Here is a 21,808-nt window from a genome sequence, read left to right on the forward strand (position 1 = left end):
GTCAGTCCTCCTGCTCGGGGTCGTGGGCGGTCGTCGTGTGGTCGAGGGCGGGGGTGCGGTCGGCGGTGGTCTGGACGCTGCCGCCTGCGAGGCGCGACATGTCGTCGCTGATGTCGCGGGATGCCGCGCGGCGCTCGGCCACGAGGCCGGCGGCCATGCGCGTCAGCTCGTCGTCGCGGCGCCGGTCGACGTCGGCGATCGCCTCGAGCGGGATGCCCATGAACAGCACCTTCAGCACACCGTGCCGCCAGGCGTGCTGGTCGAGGTGCCGCGCGCCGAACGGCCCGAGTGCGGCGGCGACGAGGCGCGGGTCGTTCGTGCGCAATGCGTCGGCGACGAGGTCGAGGCCCGCGTTCACGATCGGCTCGGCATCGGGGTCAGCGGCGCTCAGCCCGCGGACCACCCCGCGCCGCTCGGCGTCGTCGCCGTAGCGGTAGAGGTCGCCGAGCTCGCGCGCCGCATCCTCGGGCGGGAGGGCCGCGAGCAGCGCGGCGACGAGTTCCTCGCGGGCCCGGTCGTCGAGGGTGCCGTGCACCAGCCCGAGCGGATCGCCGTCGGGGTCGACGGGTTCTCGGCCCACCGCCCGTCCGGCTGCGGGGAAGAGCTCGGCGATGCGTGCGGGCTCGGCGGTCACGGCCGCGACGCCCTCGGTGATCCATCCGTCGTTCATCGTGCCTCCCAGGCGTCGTGGAGTGCGGTCATGCAGCGCGCCGCGACGGCGGGCGCGTCGTGGGCGTGCCGGGGGAGCTCGATCGCGGCGATCCCGTCGTAGTCGAGCTCATCGAGGGTGCGCAGCGCGGCGGCGAGGTCGAGCTCGCCCCGTCCGAGCTCGAGATGCTCGTGCGCGCCGGGGAGCATGTCGTCCACCTGCACGTTGCGCAGGAGCGGTCCGGCCGCGCGGAGGGCGCCCACCACGCCGTCGGGCTCGACGACCACGCAGTGCCCCAGGTCGACCGTGAGCCCGAGCGCCGGCGGATCGCCGAGGTCGCGACGCACGCTGAGCGCGTCGGCGACGGTCTCGACCAGCATGCCCGGCTCGGGTTCGAGTGCGAGGTCGACGCGGGATGCCGCGGCGTGGGCCACGAGGCCGTCGAGCCGCTCGCGCAGCCGATCGCCGCCTTGCTCGGGCGACACCTCGTCGGGCAGCACGCCCGACCACAGCGACACGCACTCCGCGTCGAGCACGGCGGCGAGGTCGACGGCGCGCCGGAGGAACACCTCGCGCAGGCTCGCGTCGTCGTCGAGCAGGTTGGGCCGGTGCTTCCGGAACGGATCGAGCGTGTAGCGCGCGCCCGTCTCGACGACGACGCGCCAGCCCAGGTCGTCGAGGCGGCGCCGCAGGCGGGCCGCGACGCGGTCGGCGTCGGCCGAGAACGGGTCGAGGTGCGGGTGCCCCAGCGTGAGCGCGAGCGCGCGGTAGCCGAGCCGGTCGAGCACGAGCACCGCATCGTCGAGTGCGTGGTCGGCGAACCCGTTCGTGCCGTAGCCGATCGTGAAGACGGCGCCCGGCAGGCCGGGCCCGTCGCGCGTCGCGACGCGTTCCTCGAGGGCTCCGAGTGGACCGGCGACGGCGCCGAAGGGCTCGGTCGGGTTCACGTCACGTCTCCCGCGCGTCGGCGCGCCATGAGGAGGCGGCGCGTGCCGTCGAGGGCGGCGATGCCGAGCGCGACGACGAGGGATCCGCTGCGGGCGACGAGGGCCGCCTGGAGCGGCACGACCGAGCCGATGCCGCTGCGCGTGGCGTCGCGCACGCGGACGGGCGACGGGTCGTCGGCGGCCGCGAGCTGGCTCGGGAGCGCGGACGCGAGGTACCCTGCAGCGCCTGCAGCGCCGGCCGCGCGTGCGAGCGGCGTCTGCACCGCGGGCGCGATGGCGTCGATCGAGGCCGCCGCGGCGCCGGTGGCGGCCAGGGCCGTGCCGATCTCGGCGGCCGATCCGCCGTGCACCTCGCCGCGGGAGAGCGCCGTGACACCGGCCGTGTGCGTGCCGATCGTGAGCGCGGCGGGGATCGCGCGCGACGAGCCGCGCGCGCCCATCATCACGTCGAGGGCGCGGCACGCCGCCATCACCAGCGGGCCGGCGGCCGTGGGCTTCGCCACCACGTCGTAGGCGACCACGGCCGCGACGAGCGGCACGGCCACGGCCAGCGAGCGACGTCCGCCGCCCGCGGCCGCGAGCGCGAGGCCGGCCACGCCGCAGGCCGCCGCGATCGCGAGCGCCTGCTTCGGGCGCACGCGGCCCGAGGGGATGGGCCGTTCGGGCCGCTCGACGGCGTCGACGTCGCGGTCGGCCCAGTCGTTCAGCGCCATGCCGCCGCTGTAGATCGCCGCCGAGGCGAGCGGCAGCAGCCAGCCGCGTCGTCCGAATCGGCCGGATGCCGCGTGCGCGCCGACCACGGAGTCCCCGAGCACGGTGAGCGCCGCGGGCGCCCGAACGAGCTCGAGCACGTCACGGACGGTCGTCACCGTGCGCCGCCGATCCCCGCGGGGACCGCGGAGACCGAGGGCGCCGCGACGGCGAGGCCGGTCTCGGCCGCCCACGAGCGCAGCGCGGTCGCCTGGTCGGCGAACGCGTGCACGTCGCTGCCCCACGGGTCCTTGAAGAAGAAGCCGAGGGCCGGGAGTGCACCGTGCTGCCCGGCCGCATCGGCGAGGGAGAGGAGGCGCGCGAGGTCGATGACGAGGGGCGCGGCGAGCATGGAGTCGTAGGCGCTCCACGTGGTCTGCAGCGTGATGCGCGTCGAGAGGAAGCCCTCGACGTGCACGTGGTCCCACGCCGTCTTCACGTCGCCGAGGTCGGGCACGTTGTCGATGTGCAGCGGTGCGACGACGTGGTCGCCCACGAGGCTGATCAGGCCGCGGTTCTTCGAGACGAGCTTGCTGCGCACGGCCTCGGGGTCGGCCAGCGTCGCTCCGTCCCCGCCGCCGAGCAGGTTCGTGCCCGCCCACGAGTGCACGTGCATGCCGCGCTCGGTGAACATGGGCGCGAGCACGGTGCGCAGGAGGGTCTCGCCGGTCTTGCCGTCCTGGCCGGCGTACGGGATGCCGCGGCGCTCGGCGATGGTGCGCAGGGCGGGGAGCCAGAGGCCCGTCGACGGCGTGAAGCAGGCGTAGGCGCTGCCCGACTCCACGGCGGCGAGCGCGGCGACCGAGCTCGGCGGGAGGATCTGCTGCTCGGGATCCGCGAGCGCGGCCACGAGCAGCTCGGGGTCGTGGAACTCGGGCCGGTCCTCGGGCAGCGCCTCCGTGGACGACACGTCGACGACGACGACGTGCGCGAGGCGGTGGCGGGCGCGGAACGCGGTGATGTCGTCGCTCATGCGACGGACCGCGTCGGCCTGCGACCCGGTGTCGGTGGCGGGGTCGTAGCCCGGGCGGATCTCGGCGTCGATCGCGCCGAGCGCCCGGTGCACCTCCGCGACCACGCCGGCCGGGAGCATGCCCACGTCGGCGAGCGCCTCGGCGCGGCGCGCGATCGGCATCGTGCTCACGTCGTGGCCGCCGATCACGATCTCGTCGAACGCGGGCAGCGGCACGCCCGCGAACCCGGGCCCAGCCGTGGCGCAGCCGGTGGGCGGCGCGATGCGCGCGGCGAGCGCCTGCACGCCCACAGCGGCGGTGGTGGCGACGGAGCCGCGGGCGCCGATGAGCCAGAGGCCGACCCGGCCTCGGGTCCACGCGGCATCCGTCGCGGTGTCGTGCAGTTCGTCGGGGGTGATGGTCACGGTGTCTCCTCCTACGTGGATCGGGGTCAGCGCTCGCGGGTGCGAAGCGTGCGGGCGAGGTCGGCGAGGTGCGCGGCGAGCGCGGGCGGCAGGTCGTCGGCCGCGACGCGCACGCCGTGGTCGAGGTGCCGGTCGATGAGGTCGTGCACGGCGGCACGTGCACCAGTTGCGGTGACGACGGCGCGGACGCGAGCGGCATCCCGCTCGTTCGCGTCGGCCCGGCCGAGCACCTCGTCGATGAGGTCGCGGTCGCCCTCGGCCGCGCGGGCGTGCGCGAGCCGGATGTGCTCGGTGCGCTTGCCGTCGCGCAGGTCGGACATGGCGGACTTGCCCGTGATGGCCGGCGATCCGAAGAGGCCGAGGTCGTCGTCGCTGAGCTGGTAGGCGATGCCGAACGCCGATCCGACGCGCTCGAGCGCGCCGAGGGTCGCCGCGTCGTCGGCGCCGGCGGCGATCGCGCCGAGGGTGAGGGGGAGGGTCACGCTGTAGGAGGCGGTCTTGAGGAGCGCCACCTGGAGCGGCTGCGACCGGGCGGGCGCGACGAGCTCGGAGCGCACGTCGAGGAGCTCGCCGGCGATGGTGCGCTCGACCGCCTCGAGGGCGGTCTCGGCCAGCCGTGCACGGGTGGCGACGGGCGTCGGAGCGGTCAGGAGTGCGAGGACCGCGGCGTTGAGCGCGAGGTCGCCCGCGAGAATCCCGGATGCCGCGCCCTGGCGTGCGGCGGCCGACGCGTCGAGTCCGGCCGAATGGGCGTCGCGCTCGCCGAGGCCGATGACGTTCGGCCGGCCGTGCCGCACGCGGTCGCCGTCGATGACGTCGTCGTGCATGCACAGCCCGAGGTGCAGGAGCTGCTGCGCACCGGCCACGCGTCGGAGCAGCACCTCGTCGTCGCCGCCCAGGCCGAAGAAGGCGGTCGCGACCAGCCGGGGTCGCACGAACTTGCCGCCGTCGGCGGCACGAGCGGCGTCGACGAGCTCGGACATCTCGGGGCCGGCCGCGGCCGACCGGCGGCCCACCTCGCCCCAGAGCTCGGCCGTGAACAGGGGCGCCTGGCCCATGAACCGCTCCACGTGCGCGGCGAGCGCCGCGCCGACCGCAGCCGTGACGGCGGGGGCGGTTGCCGGTGCACGGGACATGCGATCCTCCGTCGACGGTGACAGGGCGCGAGGGCGCGACGGAGCATCCCGTCGCGGCTTCGCGTCAGAGCGACCGACAGGGGCTTCGCGGAAACCGTTCTGTCGATATGTGTACTGATCCGCAGACTATGGCGTCGAAAGTGCACTGTCAATCATCGAACATATGTTGACCAACACTCATAAGCTGGGTCGCAGAAATGGAAAACCCCCCTCATCGGGGGGTTCGTTCCTGGGGGCGTGCTCGGGTCAGCGCAGGTGCGGCACGACCTCGGCGGCGATGAGCTCCAGATGGTCGAGATCGCGGAGATCGACGAGCTGGAGGTAGACCCGGTCGGCACCGAGCTCGCGCAGACGCAGGACCTTCTCGACCGCGACCTCGGGCGTGCCGGCGATGTTCACCTCCGCGAACGTGTCGGGGTCGGCGCCGATCGCCGCGAGCCGGCGCAGGTACTCCGCGTCGTCGGTCGCGACCACGGTGGGCAGGGCGACCGACCGGCGGAGCGTGGCTGGGTCGCGACCCGCGTCCTCGCAGGCGCGTCCGACGCCGTCGAAGACCGCCGCGATCGTGTCCTCCGAGCGGAACCCGAGGTTGAACTCGGTCGCGAACCGCGCCGCCAGCTCGGGAGTGCGTCGCGGCCCGGCGCCGCCGACGATGATCGGCACCTGCTGCTGCACCGGCTTCGGCAGTCCGGGCGCCCGGTCGAGCGTGTAGTGGCGGCCGTGGAAGTCGAAGCCCTCGCCGACCGGTGTCGACCAGAGCCCCGTGATCACCTCGAGCTGCTCCTCGAACAGGTCGAACCGCTTGGCCGGGAACGGGATGCCGTACGCCTCGTGCTCCTCGGCGAACCAGCCGGTGCCGAGGCCGAGCTCCACGCGTCCGCCCGACATGGCGTCGACCTGCGCGACCTGGATCGCGAGGAGCGACGGGTGACGGAACGTCGCGGACGACACGAGGGTGCCGAGTCGGATGCCGCGGGTCTCACGTGCCAGGCCGGCAAGGGTGGTCCAGGCATCCGTCGGCCCCGGCAGCGGGTCGGTGTCGCCCATCGCCAGGAAGTGGTCGGAACGGAACCAGCCGTCGAAGCCGAGCCGCTCGGTCGCCTGCGCCTGCGCGAGCTGGTCGTCGTAGCTCGCGCCCTGCTGCGGCTCGGTGAAGATGCAGAGCTCCAGCGGCGCCGTCACTTCGCGAGCTCCGCGAGCACGACCTCGTGCAGCAGCCCGTTGGTGGCGAGGGCGCTGCCGTGGCCGGGACCCCGCTCGCCCGTGATGGACGTGAAGCGCCCGCCGGCCTCCTCGACGATGGGGATCAGCGCGGCGAGGTCGTAGACCTTCACGTCGAACTCGCCCGTGATGTCGATGAGGCCCTCGGCGAGGAGCATGTACGACCAGACGTCGCCGTAGGCACGATCGCGCCAGACTCGCTCCGACAGGGCGAGCAGTCGCTCGAGGTACCCCGCGCCGCGCCACTGGGCGAGGCTCTGGAAGCTGAGGGACGCGTCGGCGAGTTCGGCCACCTGCGACACTCCGATGCGCCGCGGCTTCCCGCCCGGGGCATCCGTCGTGAAGGCGCCGCCGCCCTCGACCGCCCACCAGCGCCGGCCCATGGCGGGGGAGGACACCATGCCGACGAGGGGCACCCCGTCGACCGCGAGCGCGATGAGCGTGCCCCACACGGGCACGCCGCGCAGGAAGTTCGCCGTGCCGTCGATCGGGTCGATGATCCACTGGCGCGTCGAGTCGCCCTCGGTGCCGAACTCCTCGCCGAGGATGCCGTCATCGGGCCTCGCCTCGGCGAGCCGGTCGCGGATCGCGCGCTCGACCGCGAGGTCGGCCTCGGTCACCGGCGTGCGGTCGGGCTTCGTACGCACCTCGAGGTCGACGGCGCGGAACCGGCCGACCGAGACGGCGTCGGCGAGGTCGGCGAGTTCGAGAGCGAGCGCGAGGTCATCGGCGTAGGCGGTCACCGATTCAGGCTATCGGGCGGCCCCGTGACCAGGGCAGCGGAGGCGACGCGCCGCGTCATCGGTTCGATTGGCGCAACCGGCGGTTCTCCTGATAACGTTGACCCTCGGTTCGGTGTTGTCGCAGACACGCCGGCCGCGTCATGAGAATGACATGCACCTCTAGCTCAATCGGCAGAGCAACTGACTCTTAATCAGTGGGTTCAGGGTTCAAGTCCCTGGGGGTGCACCACAGGAAAGCCCGGTCAGGCCCCAAGTATTGACCGGGCTTTCCTTGTTTCCCTTCCACTCCGTGCAATCTATGTGCAATCCGAGCGCCGGATGTTGGTTCTACGAACGTGGTGTGCGAACGCCTCGATCCACGCTTCGTGGCGTCGTTCGACGGCTACGGGAGCAGCAATATCGCCCAGTTGGCGACTGCGGCGACCAGCGTTAGGACAATCAGGGCGTACGTGGACGTTCGCCGAGCAGTTCGATAGCGCACGAGCATCGCTATGAGCGCGATGGCGGTGAACGTGAGGGCGCTCGCGGTCACCCAGAGCTCTGGCATGTCACGCGGATAGACAGAGTTCGCGGTCGTCGGTTCAGGTCGGAATGAGTTCGCCAGTCCGATCCTGAAGAGCACCCAGATCGCCCACAAACTCGGAAGCACCGCACCGATGACGAAGAGGCAGCCGGGAGTTCCCGAGATGTGTCGGTCCCTGTAGTCATCCTTCGGCGTACTCATTCGGCGCAGCCCCTGGTCATCAAGTCAAGGGACGATCCGGGCTGGACAGCGCGGTTGAGGTGGAGCACAACAACATCCGAGCGATGCACCATCCAATACCCCTGCACGAACTTCATCGCGAGGCCGAATCGACGCACGCTTGTAGCTCACCTCCATGGATCCGCTTTCGAGTGATCAAACGTCTTCGCTGCGGTTCATGCGTCAGAACCGGAAGAGTCGCCGTTCTCAAGCGAGGAGCGAAGACGTGCCCGAGCTCGTGAGTATCGCTTGCGGGCTGCGGCCGGACTGATGCCGAGAGCGAAGGCGGCCTCGACGAGGGTGAGGGACTCCCATACGACAAGTTGCACGAGTTCCCGATCTGTTGATGAAAGCCGACGCAACGCGTCGAGCGCGTCGACGTCCTCGATGGCTTCGGACGTGCGCTGGTCCACCAGAAGATGTCCCGCGAGCTGTTCAAGTAGGGCGCGACGTCGTGCGTTCCCCCGACGCTGGTTTGCGGCGACGAGACGAGCGATGCCATAGATCCATGCTCGCCGGTCTTCATGACGAATCGGGAGATCATCGATTCGTCGCCAAGCAGCAAGCAGAGTTTCGGCCAAACAGTCGGCAGAATCTTCGGAGTCTTGGACGCGACGGACGAAGTATCGAAGCAGCTCAGGGGTCATCTCCCGCAGAAGTGCCGCGAAGTCAGTCTGAGTGTTCGCCGTTGAGTTGGCCTCAGTCGCGTTCTGTTGGGCCGTCACTGCGTAGCCTCAAGCAGGTCAGCACAATTGCCGAACCGGTAGGCCTGCTCCACTGCATCCCGATCACCCTGAGCGGCACCGTCGGCGAACGCGAGCAACTGCTCCACGAGGCCCCCGCCATCGTTAGCGACGATCGAGGGGTAGTTCTTTGGATCGTGGAGCCACGCTGTCGCATGTTCGCGACGGCCATCGTCACCGAGGTCGTCAGCGATTAGCCACTCGTTCGTCCAGGCGCAGGTCGCCCAGAACTCGAACGTGGTGGTGGCCAATCCGGATTGTGCCTGTCCACCCTCCGCCGCAAACCGGTCGAAGATCGACTGCACTTTGGTCAGTGCCAACGTACGGTCAACGCTCGGCGGGAGTTGCAGGCCCCGGGGGTACGCAGCAGCGACCGCCTCGGGAAGGTCGGAAGCTGACAGGTCGAGCCATTCCGTCGCGTCCTCCTCAGTGCTTGTCGCGGGGTCACCGAAGCGACCGGTCTGCGCCGCAAAGGTCGCCAAGGCAACTGCCGGTGCAGCGATGCCGACCCCCACCGCGAGGACGGCTGAGGCGAGGGCAACAATGGCCTTCGTCCGCGATGTCAGGCTCCTGCGCGAACCCTCAAGATCCAGGCTTGCGCGAACGGACGGGTCCTCAAGCAGGCGCGTGAGGGACTCCGCAGCCTCGTCAGCGAGCGCGCTGAGCTTGACGTGGCCGGCCGCCGCCAGCCGACGACTGAGCCAGTCGGAATCCTCGTCATGTTGATGGTTCATACCCTGTACCTGTCCAGCACCCCACTAAGTGTGACCTCAAATCACAACGTTTCTGCACGCCGCCACAACCTTCGATGAGCAGCGAGGACGTTGTCACAACGCCATGGCTTCGGCGTAGTCGCGAACCCTGGCAGGGATTACGTCGCCCGCTGCCTTGAATTTATGGGCCGCAAGGCCCAATCCCGAACTTCGGGTCGTCACCGAAAGCTGTGAGGCTTCAGACGCGATGGCGTATCCAGCCCGACACGAAGAAACGGCAACCCCGCATCAGGCTCCCTTGTCATCCTGTGCTACCGCGCGCGAACTCCATGGAGGCGTCCATTGTGCCTATGACGGAGCTCATCGAACGGGAACCGTGAACGCATCGTCTATTGCCGGTGAGCTGTGAGTATCCGTTGATACGCCGAGGCCTTCGTATCCCGTGATGCGCGTCTCGGTGCCAGCTAAGTCGGGCGCGCGGCCATGCTGAAGTCGGCAACCAGCCGCATGTCTCCGTCAAGGTCGTACGATTCGTGCATGGTCGAGCGCGCGGAGATGCTGGCTGCACAGGTGTTCACGGCGCGACGGATGGCCGACTCCGGCCGTGTAGCTGATCTCCGCGTTGCCGTCATCCTGTTCGACAGCGTGATGGAGACGTTGATGGTTCGGAGAATCGACGATCTGTTTGCGCTGTATCGAATCGGCCAACCGCGCCCGTGGGAGGAGGTTCAGCCGGTCGAGATGGACCTCCGGGACGCCAGCCAAAAGCAGCGGGTCGAGGAAGCCTCGGGAACACGCTTGGTTCCTTGGCGGATATCGAAGACGCAAAGGCTTCGAATTGATCGAGAGTTCGGGGCAAAGCTTCAGTTACTCGCCTGGCACGGCGACCTTCGACCAGAGTTGGTACCGGTCGCCACTCGCCTCCACGAGTATCGGAACGAGGTGTACCACCGCGACCAATTGCGGCGGGGCTCTCTGCTTGTCACCGCCAATCTTGCGGCATCGGTAGTGGCCGAGATGTTGCGCGCGCTTCGGCCAGGCGTCGTGGGTTCTTATGGGAGCGACACCCGCGAGACATTGCGACGAATCTATGAATGGATGGGGCGGCCAGATGACGCCCCCGCTGATCCACTCGCGATGTTCACGGGTCTCGATCTTCAAGAGAAGATGGCGGACGCGCTGCTGGATGGTCTCGACGACAGGCTCGAGGCGACGGCATCCGCGCTGTCTGACTACGCAAGGGGTCGACTGGAAGCCTGGCGAGGAAACCTGCGCTTCATTGGCGACTTCGTGTTCTCGGGGTCGGAGTTCGATGAGTTCGACGCTGTTCGGGTGGTTCACTGTGATCGACCACCCGAGCTGACATTGGCGTCCCTTCGGGGCATGCCGTGCTCGATTACCAAGGCCCGGATTAGAGCCTGGGACGAGTATCCGACTCGCATTGGTTTGGCTGCCGATCGCTACGATGCGGCACGGCTCCTCGCTGAGTTCGAAGCGGATTTCGAGCCCTCGGAGCTGAAAGTCTCGGAGGTTGCATCGGACGTGGACGGGGAGATTCAGCGGCAGATTGACTGGATGAGGGGGAAGTGAGCGACTCTGAAACCCGTACGCGATGTCAGCCGCTATACGCGAAGCGGGCTGGACTGGGCGGGGGAGGGGATGGTGGGGTGGGTGGCGCTGTGCGCCCCTGTCGCAGGCGATCGAGGCGTCAGTCGAGTTCGGTCTGCCCAACGGGCGAACGAGGGCGACAAGCGCGCTGAGCGAGTCGAGTGGGGCGAGCGCCCGGGATGGCTGAGCCTCCCCGGGCGCTCGCGATGGGGCGTCAGCTCGCGGCGCGACGCCGGTACTCGTCGAGGTACACGGACGCCAGCTCGCGCGGCTTCGGCAGGTAGTACACCGATGCCACGATGACCTGCGCGTTCGGGTCGAGGAGCTGTCGAATCTGGTCGAGTTCCTGCGCCGCAGCGAGCGCGATGGGGTGCTCGGACACATAGTCGTTCACGATCGCGAGCCACCCTGCCCGAAGCGCTCGGGCGAAGATCGCCTGAACGTGGAGGGCGTCGCTGCGGAGCTTCGCCTCCTCGTACGCGGTGAGCGCGTCGCGAGGGTCGTCGAGCGCATCCGCGAGTTCGGTCGACTCGCGACGCGCGCGGATGGTGGCGACGTCGGTCGTCGGCTCCCATCCGAGAAGCTTCCGCTCCAGTTCGGTGCGGCGGGCGAGCACGGCGTCCGATTCGCGCGCCTGCCACGATTCGACAGCGGCAAGCCGGGCGACATACTCAGTCGCGATCCTGTCGTTCTTGCCCTCATCTGAGAGAGTGCGGTCGTTGCGGATGCCGTCGAGGATGGGCCCGAAGCCGTCGATCAGGACCCGCGCCTGGTGGCGAGCCTGCTCGATCTGTTCGTTGAGATTCTGCATTGTCTTCTTTCTTTGGGATCTGGCAGCTCGATCGAGCCGCGTTGCGAATCGGCCGGCGCGGGGGCGCGGGCCGACATCTGGAGGGAGGACCTACGCCGCGGATGCCTTGCGGAGGTTCGACCTGACGACGCGCACTGGGTCGCGAGCGGTGTCGAGCTTTCCCTCTGTGTGCTGGTCGACGATGCGCACGCCCTTCCACGGGTCCCCATTCCCCAGCCGGTAGGCCTCGCTCAGCAGCTCATCGGGGCTCAGGGGCAGCCGTCGCCGTTCGTGAATTCGGGCGATCCTCAGCCGGGCGTTGTACTCGTGCCGGTGAGCGTCCGGGCGTCGATCGTTCAGCCACACCCAGTACCGGCTGTCGATTTCTGAGCGGGGATCGTCGGGGTCGACTGAGGGCAGTTCGTCGGTTGAGCTCTGCCCAGGGATGGTGAGATCGTCGGGCGGTCCACTGGGCTTGCCGAAGCTTCCATCCCGAGAGCCGATCTGCCGTCCGATCGGCTCGATGCCGCGAGGGCGTAGGGGGTTCTCTTCACTTCCGTTCTGTTCGTGACGGGGCAGCCCGTCAGGTACCCCGTCACATGCCCCGGCAGTAGCCCCGTCACTTGCCCCGTCGGTCCGCGCGGGCGTGGATGTGACGGGCAGCCCCGTCAGTTTGGCGAGCACTCGCCACCGAACCGCGCGACCCGCCTTACCGTCGCGAGCGATGACGTTGGATGCTTCCAGCCCGTTGAGCGCTCGCTGCACGTCGCCGCGCACCATGCCCGCGATATCGTCGGCGAGTCGCTGGGCTGACGGGAACGCACGGCCGTCACGGTCCGCGTAGCCCACCAGAGCAATGAGCACGAGCCGTTGGCGGTCGACGCTCACCTGACGTTTGGTGTCGCCTTCAGGCTTTCGGAGTGGGGTGGCAAGCGCCCATCTCGTCAGCTCGTCGACCGACAGGCCGGGGGTGGAACGATTGGTCGTCACGGTCGACCGGCTCGGTCAGTGGCCCACGACGGCCCGGAACGGAGTACCGGCCTCGTCGAGGCTTGAGCGCTTGACGCGGATCAGGCGTGGCCCGATACGCTCGGCCTCCAGTTCGCCGCGGGCGATCATGCGCCGGATCGTCTGACGGCTCACGGCACGGATGGCTGCCGCTTCCGGAATGGTGAGCCATTCGTGATGTCGGGCGGAGGGCGAGAGGCGAAGAGGGTCGTACATGCGGTCGCGGGAAGGCTTTGCGGGCATTGCGGGTCTTTCTGCTCGTTAGTGGAACGGCGACAACGCTAAGGCCGGTCTGCGACGCCGCGGGTCGAAAACCTCGCCGAAGAACGGCTGTCGAAAGCTCCTTTCGGCTGGGCGGTTGTGGGAAGTCTCCAAAATCCGCTCCGCGAGACTGCGAGACGCTGCGCCGGGCTGGGCAGCGATTGGACAGAACTGAGAATCTGTGCGGATTTCGTGTCGTGGGAACCGAGGATTTTCGTTGCCGCAGATAGAAACGGCCCCCACTCCGTGTTGGGAGCGGGGGCCGGGACTAGAAGCAGCAGGTCAGTCCGCCCCGCCAATCCGAGCGAGGCGGCTCGGGCGCGCGGTCGGCAAGATCATGCGATCGGCCAGCTCAGCGTCACGGCCCGTCGTCGCCTGATATGCCATCGCGGCAACGGTGGTCGAGTGCCCCAGGAAGGCCATCGTTTCGCGAATTGACGCACCCTGCTGCTGGTGCATGGTTCCGGCGAACCCGCGGAGGTCATGACCTCGCACAAGTCCGCGGACTCCAGCGGTGTCGCGCGCCGCGTCCCAGGCCTTGTTGAATCGGGAGTTGTCCAGGAATTCGGCGGTTCCGGGGGGCGGGAAGACGAGCGAGTCGGGGAAGCGGTCGACATAGTTCTCCAGGTGCTCTCGGACCTGAGGAGTGAGGCCGGACGGGAGGAATGCGACGCGTACCCCCTCCTTGCTCTTCGGCTTACCGACCACCCAGCCGTAACCGGTGATCCGCTGTGCCTGACGCTCGACGTTGACACGCACGCGATCGCCCTCGATCGCGATATCGCGGCGACGAAGAGCGCGCCACTCCGACAGTCGCAGGCCGCCGTACGCGGCGATCAAGACGGCCAGCCGATAGAAGGGGTCGATCACGTCCACGATCACGGTCAGCTCGTCGAGGGTGGGCTGACGATGCTCCTGTCCGGTCTGGGTTCGCGTGAGCTGGGCGGCGACGGGGTTTCGCTCGATGATCTGGTCTTCGACAGCGGTGTTCAGAATCGCCCTCAGAAGCCGCGCCTCGTTCCCCGCCTGTGTGGCCCCATGGTCGAGTCGTTCCGCGTGCCAGCGGCGGACCTCAGCGGACGTGACCTTGGTGATCATCGTGTCGGCGAACGGAGCCAATCCGACGCGAAGGTACCGCTCGTACTCGGCGCGAGTCTTCGGAGCCAGTGGCCTACCCTTCTTCGATACTCGCTGACTGATCCAAGTGGTTGCATAGGTGCCGAACCGCTCCGCGGCAGCGCGGTTCGGGTTCCTCCACTTGCCCCGCTCAATGTCAACCCGGACGCCAGTCAGCCACGCGCGCGCGTCAGTCTTCGTGGTGAACGTCATGGGCGCGGGAAAGCGTGTTGCCGTGCCCGTTCCGTGCTCGTCATGGACGTAGGAGGCCTGCCAGCGGCCGGAAGGAAGCTTCCTCACCGACCCCCAGTCGGAGCGGGTCTTCGGGTAGTTGTGGGTTCCGGCGCGGGGCTCTTTGGGCATGGGTTCTCTCGTCCGTCATAGGCGTGGGCGTCGCGCGTGCAATCCGCGTGCAATCCATTGTGCCATCTCATGGTCGCCATGAAGACTTCTGAACCCCGGCAAACCCGCGGGATTCCGCGGTAGTTCACTCCGAGGCCCGGAACCGCGCCGCAGCAGAATCGCGCCATTCACTGACTCTTAATCAGTGGGTTCAGGGTTCAAGTCCCTGGGGGTGCACAGAGAAGAAGCCCGGAACGATTCGTTCCGGGCTTCTCGCGTCTCCGAGGTGCGCCGCCGGCATCGGGTGGTGCACGTCATGATGGTCGGATCGTCTCATCGAGGTCGCTCGACGAGGCCGACGCGCCAGCCGGCTGGCCCGTCGTTCGAGCGGCTGCCCGCGCACGTCGGGTCCGCCGCCACTCGGCGACGGCGGTGATCATGCCGGCGACCGCGGTGAGGAGTCCGCCCACGGCGCCCGCCATGGCGATGTAGTCGTTCAGTTCGATCGACGACGGAGCGGGAGTCGGTTGTGGTGTCAGCGTCGGCTCGGGAATGGGCGGCTCGGGCCAAGCGTCGTCCGCCGCGGCGACGAGCGTCGCTGCTGCCCGGAGCTCTGAGGAGGTGCCCGGTGCCGAGCCACCGGGTTCGGCGGCCGAACGGATGTCGTCGAGCGTCTCGTCGGCCTGTTCGAGCAGCCGTATGGCCCCCGTCGCGCCCTCCTCGATGGCCTCGTCCAGCGACGTGGTGACCGTCTCCGCCACCACGGAGAGCGCGTCGATGATCTGCTCGGAGAAGGCGGGCTCCTTGGCGAGCGTGTCAGCCATTGCGGTCAGCTCGGACTCCGCGTCGGCCAGCGTCACCACTGCGGGTGCGAAGTCGGGAGCGCCGTTCGCACCCTGGTTCTCGGCGAGCGGCAGGTCGAGCGGAGCGTCGCCGGGCTCCTCATCGAAGTACTGGGTCTCCTCGGGTTGCGCTGGCGCCGCCGGCGCCGCGCCGCCATCGGAGGACTCGCCGTCGCCTCGGGCCGAGTTCAGCAGTACGACGCCGGAGATGAGGAAGACCAGGCCCCCGACGACGATCAGCGCGACGGCCCGGCCTCGGCGACGTCGATGCCCTCCGGCCGGGGTGCTGTCGACCTCGGTCGGCTCCCGCTCAGGCTGCGGCGCCGACGCCATGATTCATTGTCGACCCGTCGGCGAACGCGTCACAACGGTGCCGTCCCTGAACACCAGGTCCCGCTGACGCCGGGCTCGTGCGAACGCGACTGCGCTACGCGCGCTCGATGTCGTTTCCCAGTGCCTTCAGCACCCGGGGCACGGAACCGCCGAGGTTCCAGTCGGCGGCGAGGCGCTCGATCTCCGCGACGCCGTCGGGGTCGAGCGGCGCGAGCCGGGCGTCGAACGGCTCGAACACGAGGTCGCGCACGACCTCGACGACCGTCGGCGCCACGTCGAGGTAGTCGGCCGCGCCCGAGATGCGGGCCCGCATCGTGGCCGAGAGCGGAGCGGTCGGATCGGCGGCCGCCGCGATGAGCGAGTCGAGGTCGCCGAACTGCTGCAGCAGGCTCGCTGCGGTCTTCTCGCCGATGCCCGAGACGCCGGGGAGTCCGTCGGAGGCGTCGCCGCGGAGCACGGCGAAGTCGGCGTACTGCGCGGGCAGCACGCCGTACTTGCCGACGACCGTGACATCCGTCACGACCTCGAGCTTGCTCATGCCACGCGCCGTGTAGACCACCCGCACGTCGCGGGCGTCGTCGACGAGCTGGAACAGGTCGCGGTCGCCCGTGACGACGTCGACGGGCAACTCAGCCGTGGTGGCAAGGGTGCCGATCACGTCGTCGGCCTCGTGGTGCTCGGCGCCCACGACGGGGATGCCGAGTACGGCGAGGAGTCGGCGGATCATCGGGATCTGCGCCTCGAGCGGGTCGGGTGTCTCCTCGACGTCGGGTCCGCCGGGCACCACCTCGGCGACGCGGTGGGCCTTGTAGCTCGGGATGAGCTCGACGCGCCAGTGCGGGCGCCAGTCGTCGTCCCAGCAGGCCACGAGGTGCGTCGGCTCGAAGTCGGTGACCAGCCGCGCGATGATGTCGAGCAGACCCCGCACCGCGTTGACCGAGGTGCCGTCAGCGCGCTTCAGCGAATCGGGCACGCCGTAGAACGCGCGGAAGTAGAGGGACGCGGTGTCGAGGAGCATCAGTCGGTCGGCCACACGGTGATCCTCCCACGGACCACTGCGATCGGGTCGGGTCAGCCGAACGGCGGGGCGGCGAGCCAGGCGTCGAGCCCGACCAGTCGCATCCCCTCGTAGGCGAACCCTGCGACGCAGTACAGGCCGAGCACCGCACCCAGCGCCGTCTCGCGGAGCGAGCCGGTGTCGCCGAGCACCGGGAGCGCGACGTAGCCGTTGGGCAGCCAGATCCGGTTGAGCACCGGCACCGGTCGCAGATGCTCGGGCGGTCGCGGCACCCACGGCCAGAACAGGCCCGGCAGTCCACCGGTCGTGAGGAAGTCGCCCGCGAGGTGCGCGACGAAGCCGACCGTGACCGCGAACGGGAACCACGCCACGTGCTCGGGCGCGACGACCGCGACGAACAGGCCGAGCAGCGCGCCGAGTCCCCACGCGGCCGCCCACGTACGGACGTAGTCGCGTGCCTTCAGGCCGAAGCACGTGAGCATGGCGGTGCCGACGCCGGCGCCCACCGCGACGGTTCCCACCTCCTCGGTCGCGACGACGAGCAGGGTGAGCGCCCACGCGGCGGCCGCGACGATCGCCACCGCGATGGCGGAGTGCGCGCCCTGGCGATGCCCGCCCGAGAGCAACCCGACGGTGCCCGTGACCACGCGACCGAGCACGGGCACGGAATGCGCGATGGTTGCGCTGTGGTGGTCGGCGTCGGGCAGCAGCGCGGCGCCCGCGCACACGGCGGCGCCGGCGAGCACGCCGACCGGGTCGAGCGGGTACGACCCGAGGGTGACGATCGGCATGGCGCCGGTGATCGCGATCCACGCCGCCGCGCCGCTCGTCGCGTGCGTGATGCCCATCATGCGGCGGTGCTCCTCCGGTCATTCGAACGGCCGACCGGAGGCCGGGCCGTCGACCAGTGTGCCCGCGACGTGCGACATCGGTGGCGCGGCACGCGGGCGGCGTCGGCGCCCGGCCCGCACGTCGCACGCTGATCGCCCCGGGAACGCGACTCCTGCCTGCATCGAGAAGTCGCGGATGCCGGGTAGCCCCCTGCACCTGCGACGTTTCGATGGATCGAGGCGAGCGAAGGCCGCGACCGACGTCAGTCGTCGAAGCCGCGCGCCGTGAGCGCCTCGCCGAGGTGCTCCGCCGTGCGCAGCGCCCGCACGATCACGGGCACGGCCAGGGCGAGGATCGACCCCTCCGCCCCGCGCGCCTTCCGCGCCTCCATGACCTCGCGCACGAGGTCGGCGAGCAGCGGCACGCAGCGGATCGTCAGCGCGAGCGCGAGTCCGACCCGGTCGGGGTCGATCCACCGCCGGAACGGGCGCAGCAGCGCCTGCATGGCGTCGAGCGTCGCGCTCACGGGCGTCGTGAGCGTGTACAGCGCCGCGAGCGCGACGGCGATCACGAGCCGGACCGCCATGATCGCGGCCGCCTCCCACCCGCCGAACAGCACCTGCACGGGCACCGCGAACGCGAGCACCCAGAGGATGGGCACCACCTGGCGCCAGGCGAGCGCGAACGGCACGCGCGCGAGCGCGAACAGCAGCACCACCGCGACGGATGCCGCGCCGAGCCACACGAGCGACGGTGCGAGCGTCACGGCGGTCACGAGCACCGCGAGCAGCCCGAGCTTCGCGAGCGCGGGCGTGCGATGCACGAGCGAGGTGCCGGGATGGAAGACGCCGATCATGCCCGCCCGCTCATCCGATCAGCGCCCGATAGGCGTCGAGCGCGGCGGACGGCACGTCGTCGGCGACGACCCGCCCCTGCTCCATCACGATGACCCGGTCGAACGACTCCAGCAGCTCGAGCTGGTGGCTGACCACCACGAGCTGCTGGTCGAGCGACTCGAAGTGCTCCGCCACCCGGCGCGCGTTCCGGGCGTCGAGCAGCGTGGTGGGCTCGTCCGCGATGACGATCGCCGGCTCCGCGACGAGCACCGACGTGATCGCGAGCAGCTGCTTCTGCCCGCCCGACAGCCGATGCGCGGGCCGGTCGGCGAGGTCCGCGATGCCGGCGCGCTCGAGCGCGGCGTCGACGCGCGCCGCGGCATCCGCCTTCTCGAGCTTGTGTCGACGCAGGGTGAACGCGACGTCCTCGCGCACCGTCGGCATGACGATCTGGTTGTCGGCATTCGTGAAGACGAACCCGACGCGGCGCCGCACCTCGCGGCCGTGCCGGGCGACGTCGAGGCCGTCGACCAGCACCCGCCCGACGGTCGGCTCCACGAGCCCGTTGATCATGCGCGCCAGCGTGGACTTGCCCGAGCCGTTCGCCCCGACGATGCCCACGCGCCGCTCCTGCAGCACGAGCGACACGTCGTCGACGACGCGCTCCGCCCCGAAGTCGTGGCTCACGCCGTCGAACACGATCTCGCTCATGCCACCCGCTCCACGATCATCGCGACGCCCTGCCCCCCGCCGATCGAGCACGCGGCGAGGCCAGGCCGCGCGTCGTCGGTCGCCGCCATCCGAGCCGCGAGGCGCACGAGCAGCACGGCACCGGATGCCCCCCACGGATGCCCGAGCGCGATGGCCCCGCCGTCCGCGCTCACGAGCTCCTCGTCGAGCCCGAGCTCGTCGGTCACGGCGAGCACCTGCGCGGCGAACGCCTCCGTGATCTCGGCGAACCCGAGGTCGCCGGGCGTCAGTCCCGCTCGGGCCAGGGCGGCGCGCGCGGCGGGTGCGGCACCGAGTCCGGGCAGGGCGGGGTCGCCCGCCGCCACTGCCGCCGCGCGCACGCGCAGGGCCGGCAGGCCGAGCTCGCGCGCGACCGCCTCGGTCGTCACGGCCATGGCCGCGGCACCGTCGGAGAACCCGCATGAGTTGCCCGCCGTGACGGTGCCGAGGCCGGATGCCGCGGCATCGGCGCGCGCCGTTGCGTCGAGGAAGGCCGGGGCGAACCGCGCCAGCCGCGCCTCGTCCATGCCCGCTCGAGGCCGGTCATCGCGAACGACGCCGTCGACCGCCACGATCTCGCCGTCGAACACCCCGAGTTCCCGAGCGGATGCCGCGAGCGCGTGCGACCGCGCCGCCCACGCGTCCTGGCGAGCCCGCGTGATGCCGCGCACGGCGGCGAGCCGATCGGCCGCGGGTCCCATGTCCGGATCGGCGACGCCGACCGGTGCGAACGGCGCCCGGGTGTACCGCTCGCCCGAGTCGGGCCACGAGCGGTGCGGCGCGGTCGACGCCGACTCGGCGCCGCCGGCGAACACCAGACGTGCGTCCCCGGCTCGTACCCGTGACGCGGCCTGCAGCACGGCGTCGAGGCCCGAGCCGCACTGGCGGTCGACGATGACGCCCGGCACGTCGTGACCGAGCCCGGCCCGCAGCGCCGCGACGCGGGCCACGTCGCCGCCCGGTCCCATGCAGTTGCCGAGCACGACGTCGTCGATCGGCAGCCCCGCCGGCGCAACCACGCGTGCGACCTCGGCGAGCACGGGAGCCGCGAGCGCATCGACGGTGTGCTCGGCGAATCCGCGGCCGGCCGTGCCGATCGCGGTGCGCCGGGCGGCGACGATCACGGGCGCGCCGGTCACGAGGCACTCCGTTCGAACGCGAGCGGATGCCCCGCACCGAGCTCGCCCGCCGCGAGCGCCTCGCGCACGGCCCCGCGGGCCACCTTGCCCGAGTCCGTGCGCGGCAGCGCGCGGGCGAACCAGCGCCGGGGGAGTTCGGCCGCGGACAGCTGGTCCCGTGCGATGGCCGCCACCTCGTCGAGGCGGGCACCGTCGGCGAGCTCGACGACCGCGACCACGCGCTGGCCGAGCAGGTCGTGCGGCTCGCCGACGATCGCGGCGGCCATCACGCCGGGCAGCGCGCACAGCTTCGCCTCGACGTGCTCGGCGAGCACGGTGGCGCCCGCGGTGGTGATGGCTGCGTCGCCGCGGCCGAGCACGCGGATCGCGCCCGACGGGGTGCGCTCGGCGAGGTCGCCGACCGTGGCGAAGCCCGCGTCGTCGCGGCGCAGCATCCCGCCGCCGACGGTGCCGAGCGCGAGGTACGGCGATCGTGCCCACAGCTCGTCGCCCGCGGGCCCGGGTCGCAGGGAGACCTCGACGCCGGGAAACGGCTCGAGGCCGTCCGAAGCTCCTGCGAGCACGAACGAGAGCTCGGCCGCGCCGTAGTACTCGGTGAGTCGGATGCCGCGCGCCGCCGCCTGCGACCGCAGCACGTCGCTCGTCGCCGCGCCGGCCACCACGACGGCGGGCGGGCACGCGTCCCCGTCGAGGACCCGCGCGAGGCGCGTGGGCGTCGCGTGCATGACGGTCGCCGTGCGGAGGTCGTCGCCCGCGGTCGCGCCGAGCCACAGGGCGTGCAGTACGGCGTAGAGATGCATCGAGACGTGCAGCGGCCCGGTCACCGCGATCCGGTCGCCGGAGTCGAGGCCGGCGACGTCGGCGAGTGGCCGAGCTGAAGCGAGCCATGACTCGCTCGTGCGGGCGACCACGCACGGAGCGGCCCCCGAAGAGCCGGAGGTCAGCAGGGCGAGCTCGGTGCCCGCGGGGAGCCGAGGACGGAGCGCATCCGCCTCGTGCTGCGCGCCCCCGACGAGCACCGGACGACCACGGGCGAGCGCGGCCAGCACGGTCGTCACGAGCGCGACGGGATCGGCGCCTGCGGGGCATCCGACCGCGCCGTCGCCGTCGGGCAGGTCGACCCGCCCGATCGCTCGAGCGAGCTCGCGGTACCGCACGGCGCCGCCCCCGAAGTCGAGGGCGACGTCGTGCGGGGAACCGCCGAGCCAGTCGCTCATGCTGCGGGAGTCACCGCCGCGTCGCGCTTCCAGGGCCAGCTCCGCGGGGCGATGAGCCCGGGCCATGCCCGGTGCACGCCCTTCGCGACGAACACGGTCACGACGACCTTCGCGAGGTCGCCCGGCAGGAAGATCGCCGACCCGGCGATCGCGACGCCGAGCGGCGTGCCGGTGATGGCGGCGAACACGGGCACGCCCACGAGGTAGACGGCGACGATGCCGCCGAGCGCCGTCCAGAGGAGCGCCGGGAGGATGCGGTAGGTCGGCAGCAGGCGCGCGGTGGCCCAGCCGATGAGCGCGACGCCCAGCAGCCAGCCGAGGAGGTAGCCCACCGAGGGGCCGACGAACACGCTGATGCCGCCGCGGCCGCCCGAGAGCAGCGGGAGGCCCGCGGCGACCAGCGCGAGGAAGAGGAGGACCGCGAGGAAGCCCTTGCGCGCGCCGAGGATCGCGCCGGCGAGCATCACGCCGAGCGTCTGGAACGTGATCGGCACGGCGGTGCCGCCGAGGTACAGCGCGCCGGGGAGGCCGAGCGCGGCGATGAGCGCGGCGAACACGGCGACCTGCGCGAGGTCGGTGGCGGTGCTCCTCCTCCGCCTCGGGCCGTACGGGGAGGCCTCGGGCGGAGCGGCGGCGGATGCGTCGGGCGAGGTGTGCTGCGGGGCGCTCATCTGTGGTCCCTCTCGTCGTGGATGCGGGCGTCGTGGCCCGGTCTC

At 70.8% G+C, this 21,808-nt stretch carries 22 protein-coding genes and 1 tRNA gene; 2 read left to right on the forward strand and 21 right to left on the reverse strand.

Features of this window, described 5'->3' with window-relative positions:
* Position 1 precedes the first annotated feature (1 nt).
* From ACWGO8_RS15645 to hisN, 7 genes are all read right to left on the reverse strand, one after another.
* Positions 2–670: an EboA domain-containing protein gene (locus ACWGO8_RS15645; RefSeq protein WP_452043945.1), complete on the reverse strand. Its 669-nt coding sequence runs from the start codon at positions 668–670 to the stop codon at positions 2–4.
* On the reverse strand, positions 667–1,596 hold the full coding sequence (locus ACWGO8_RS15650; protein ID WP_452043946.1) for a sugar phosphate isomerase/epimerase family protein: 930 nt from the start codon (positions 1,594–1,596) through the stop codon (positions 667–669). The genes ACWGO8_RS15645 and ACWGO8_RS15650 overlap by 4 nt, the downstream gene beginning before the upstream one ends.
* Complete coding sequence (locus ACWGO8_RS15655; RefSeq protein ID WP_452043947.1) at positions 1,593–2,465, reverse strand: SCO3242 family prenyltransferase; 873 nt, start codon at positions 2,463–2,465, stop codon at positions 1,593–1,595. The genes ACWGO8_RS15650 and ACWGO8_RS15655 overlap by 4 nt, the downstream gene beginning before the upstream one ends.
* Positions 2,462–3,724, reverse strand: a complete 1,263-nt coding sequence (locus ACWGO8_RS15660; protein WP_452043948.1) for an inositol-3-phosphate synthase — start codon at positions 3,722–3,724, stop codon at positions 2,462–2,464. Before ACWGO8_RS15660 ends, ACWGO8_RS15655 begins: the two co-directional genes overlap by 4 nt.
* A 26-nt stretch (positions 3,725–3,750) precedes the next feature.
* Positions 3,751–4,860, reverse strand: a complete 1,110-nt coding sequence (locus tag ACWGO8_RS15665; protein WP_452043949.1) for a polyprenyl synthetase family protein — start codon at positions 4,858–4,860, stop codon at positions 3,751–3,753.
* A gap of 246 nt (positions 4,861–5,106) precedes the next feature.
* Positions 5,107–6,030: an LLM class F420-dependent oxidoreductase gene (locus ACWGO8_RS15670; RefSeq protein WP_452044576.1), complete on the reverse strand. Its 924-nt coding sequence runs from the start codon at positions 6,028–6,030 to the stop codon at positions 5,107–5,109.
* 8 nt (positions 6,031–6,038) lie between these two features.
* A complete protein-coding gene (hisN, locus tag ACWGO8_RS15675) occupies positions 6,039–6,824 on the reverse strand; it encodes a histidinol-phosphatase (RefSeq protein ID WP_452043950.1) in 786 nt (261 codons plus the stop codon).
* A gap of 153 nt (positions 6,825–6,977) precedes the next feature.
* Here hisN and ACWGO8_RS15680 point away from each other — a divergent pair.
* Positions 6,978–7,053: transfer RNA gene (locus tag ACWGO8_RS15680), tRNA-Lys, on the forward strand.
* A gap of 689 nt (positions 7,054–7,742) precedes the next feature.
* On the opposite strand, the gene ACWGO8_RS15685 is transcribed toward ACWGO8_RS15680, so the two are convergent.
* On the reverse strand, positions 7,743–8,291 hold the full coding sequence (locus ACWGO8_RS15685; protein ID WP_452043951.1) for an RNA polymerase sigma factor: 549 nt from the start codon (positions 8,289–8,291) through the stop codon (positions 7,743–7,745).
* Positions 8,288–9,043: a hypothetical protein gene (locus ACWGO8_RS15690; RefSeq protein WP_452043952.1), complete on the reverse strand. Its 756-nt coding sequence runs from the start codon at positions 9,041–9,043 to the stop codon at positions 8,288–8,290. Before ACWGO8_RS15690 ends, ACWGO8_RS15685 begins: the two co-directional genes overlap by 4 nt.
* A 516-nt stretch (positions 9,044–9,559) precedes the next feature.
* Between ACWGO8_RS15690 and ACWGO8_RS15695 the strand changes: the two genes are divergently transcribed.
* The gene (locus ACWGO8_RS15695) at positions 9,560–10,612 is read left to right on the forward strand and encodes a hypothetical protein (protein WP_452043953.1); all 1,053 of its coding nucleotides are present in this window, start codon (positions 9,560–9,562) and stop codon (positions 10,610–10,612) included.
* A gap of 232 nt (positions 10,613–10,844) precedes the next feature.
* Here ACWGO8_RS15695 and ACWGO8_RS15700 read toward each other — a convergent pair whose 3' ends face one another.
* The 12 genes from ACWGO8_RS15700 to ACWGO8_RS15755 form a co-directional block, all read right to left on the reverse strand.
* A complete protein-coding gene (locus tag ACWGO8_RS15700) occupies positions 10,845–11,441 on the reverse strand; it encodes a hypothetical protein (protein WP_452043954.1) in 597 nt (198 codons plus the stop codon).
* A 90-nt stretch (positions 11,442–11,531) separates the two neighbouring features.
* Positions 11,532–12,410 (reverse strand): helix-turn-helix domain-containing protein, encoded by an 879-nt coding sequence (locus tag ACWGO8_RS15705; protein WP_452043955.1) that lies wholly within the window; start codon positions 12,408–12,410, stop codon positions 11,532–11,534.
* A gap of 15 nt (positions 12,411–12,425) precedes the next feature.
* Positions 12,426–12,671 carry a helix-turn-helix domain-containing protein gene (locus tag ACWGO8_RS15710; RefSeq protein ID WP_452043956.1) on the reverse strand — a complete coding sequence of 82 codons (246 nt, stop codon included), beginning with the start codon at positions 12,669–12,671 and terminating at the stop codon, positions 12,426–12,428.
* A gap of 300 nt (positions 12,672–12,971) precedes the next feature.
* Entirely contained in the window at positions 12,972–14,168 is a 1,197-nt protein-coding gene (locus ACWGO8_RS15715) for a site-specific integrase (RefSeq protein WP_452043957.1), read from the reverse strand.
* 293 nt (positions 14,169–14,461) lie between these two features.
* Positions 14,462–15,322: a hypothetical protein gene (locus ACWGO8_RS15720; protein WP_452043958.1), complete on the reverse strand. Its 861-nt coding sequence runs from the start codon at positions 15,320–15,322 to the stop codon at positions 14,462–14,464.
* Between the two features lie 94 nt (positions 15,323–15,416).
* A complete protein-coding gene (locus ACWGO8_RS15725) occupies positions 15,417–16,355 on the reverse strand; it encodes a 5'-3' exonuclease (RefSeq protein ID WP_452043959.1) in 939 nt (312 codons plus the stop codon).
* Positions 16,356–16,393: 38 nt separating this feature from the next.
* A complete protein-coding gene (locus ACWGO8_RS15730) occupies positions 16,394–17,191 on the reverse strand; it encodes a metal-dependent hydrolase (protein WP_452043960.1) in 798 nt (265 codons plus the stop codon).
* 242 nt (positions 17,192–17,433) lie between these two features.
* Positions 17,434–18,027 carry an energy-coupling factor transporter transmembrane component T family protein gene (locus ACWGO8_RS15735; RefSeq protein WP_376955203.1) on the reverse strand — a complete coding sequence of 198 codons (594 nt, stop codon included), beginning with the start codon at positions 18,025–18,027 and terminating at the stop codon, positions 17,434–17,436.
* Positions 18,028–18,037: 10 nt separating this feature from the next.
* On the reverse strand, positions 18,038–18,718 hold the full coding sequence (locus ACWGO8_RS15740; RefSeq protein WP_452043961.1) for an energy-coupling factor ABC transporter ATP-binding protein: 681 nt from the start codon (positions 18,716–18,718) through the stop codon (positions 18,038–18,040).
* Positions 18,715–19,875, reverse strand: a complete 1,161-nt coding sequence (locus ACWGO8_RS15745) for a thiolase family protein (RefSeq protein ID WP_452043962.1) — start codon at positions 19,873–19,875, stop codon at positions 18,715–18,717. Before ACWGO8_RS15745 ends, ACWGO8_RS15740 begins: the two co-directional genes overlap by 4 nt.
* On the reverse strand, positions 19,872–21,092 hold the full coding sequence (locus tag ACWGO8_RS15750) for a class I adenylate-forming enzyme family protein (protein WP_452043963.1): 1,221 nt from the start codon (positions 21,090–21,092) through the stop codon (positions 19,872–19,874). The genes ACWGO8_RS15745 and ACWGO8_RS15750 overlap by 4 nt, the downstream gene beginning before the upstream one ends.
* Entirely contained in the window at positions 21,089–21,763 is a 675-nt protein-coding gene (locus ACWGO8_RS15755) for a biotin transporter BioY (RefSeq protein WP_452043964.1), read from the reverse strand. Before ACWGO8_RS15755 ends, ACWGO8_RS15750 begins: the two co-directional genes overlap by 4 nt.
* Positions 21,764–21,808 lie beyond the last annotated feature (45 nt).

This window comes from Agromyces sp. NPDC055661, from assembly GCF_053618135.1.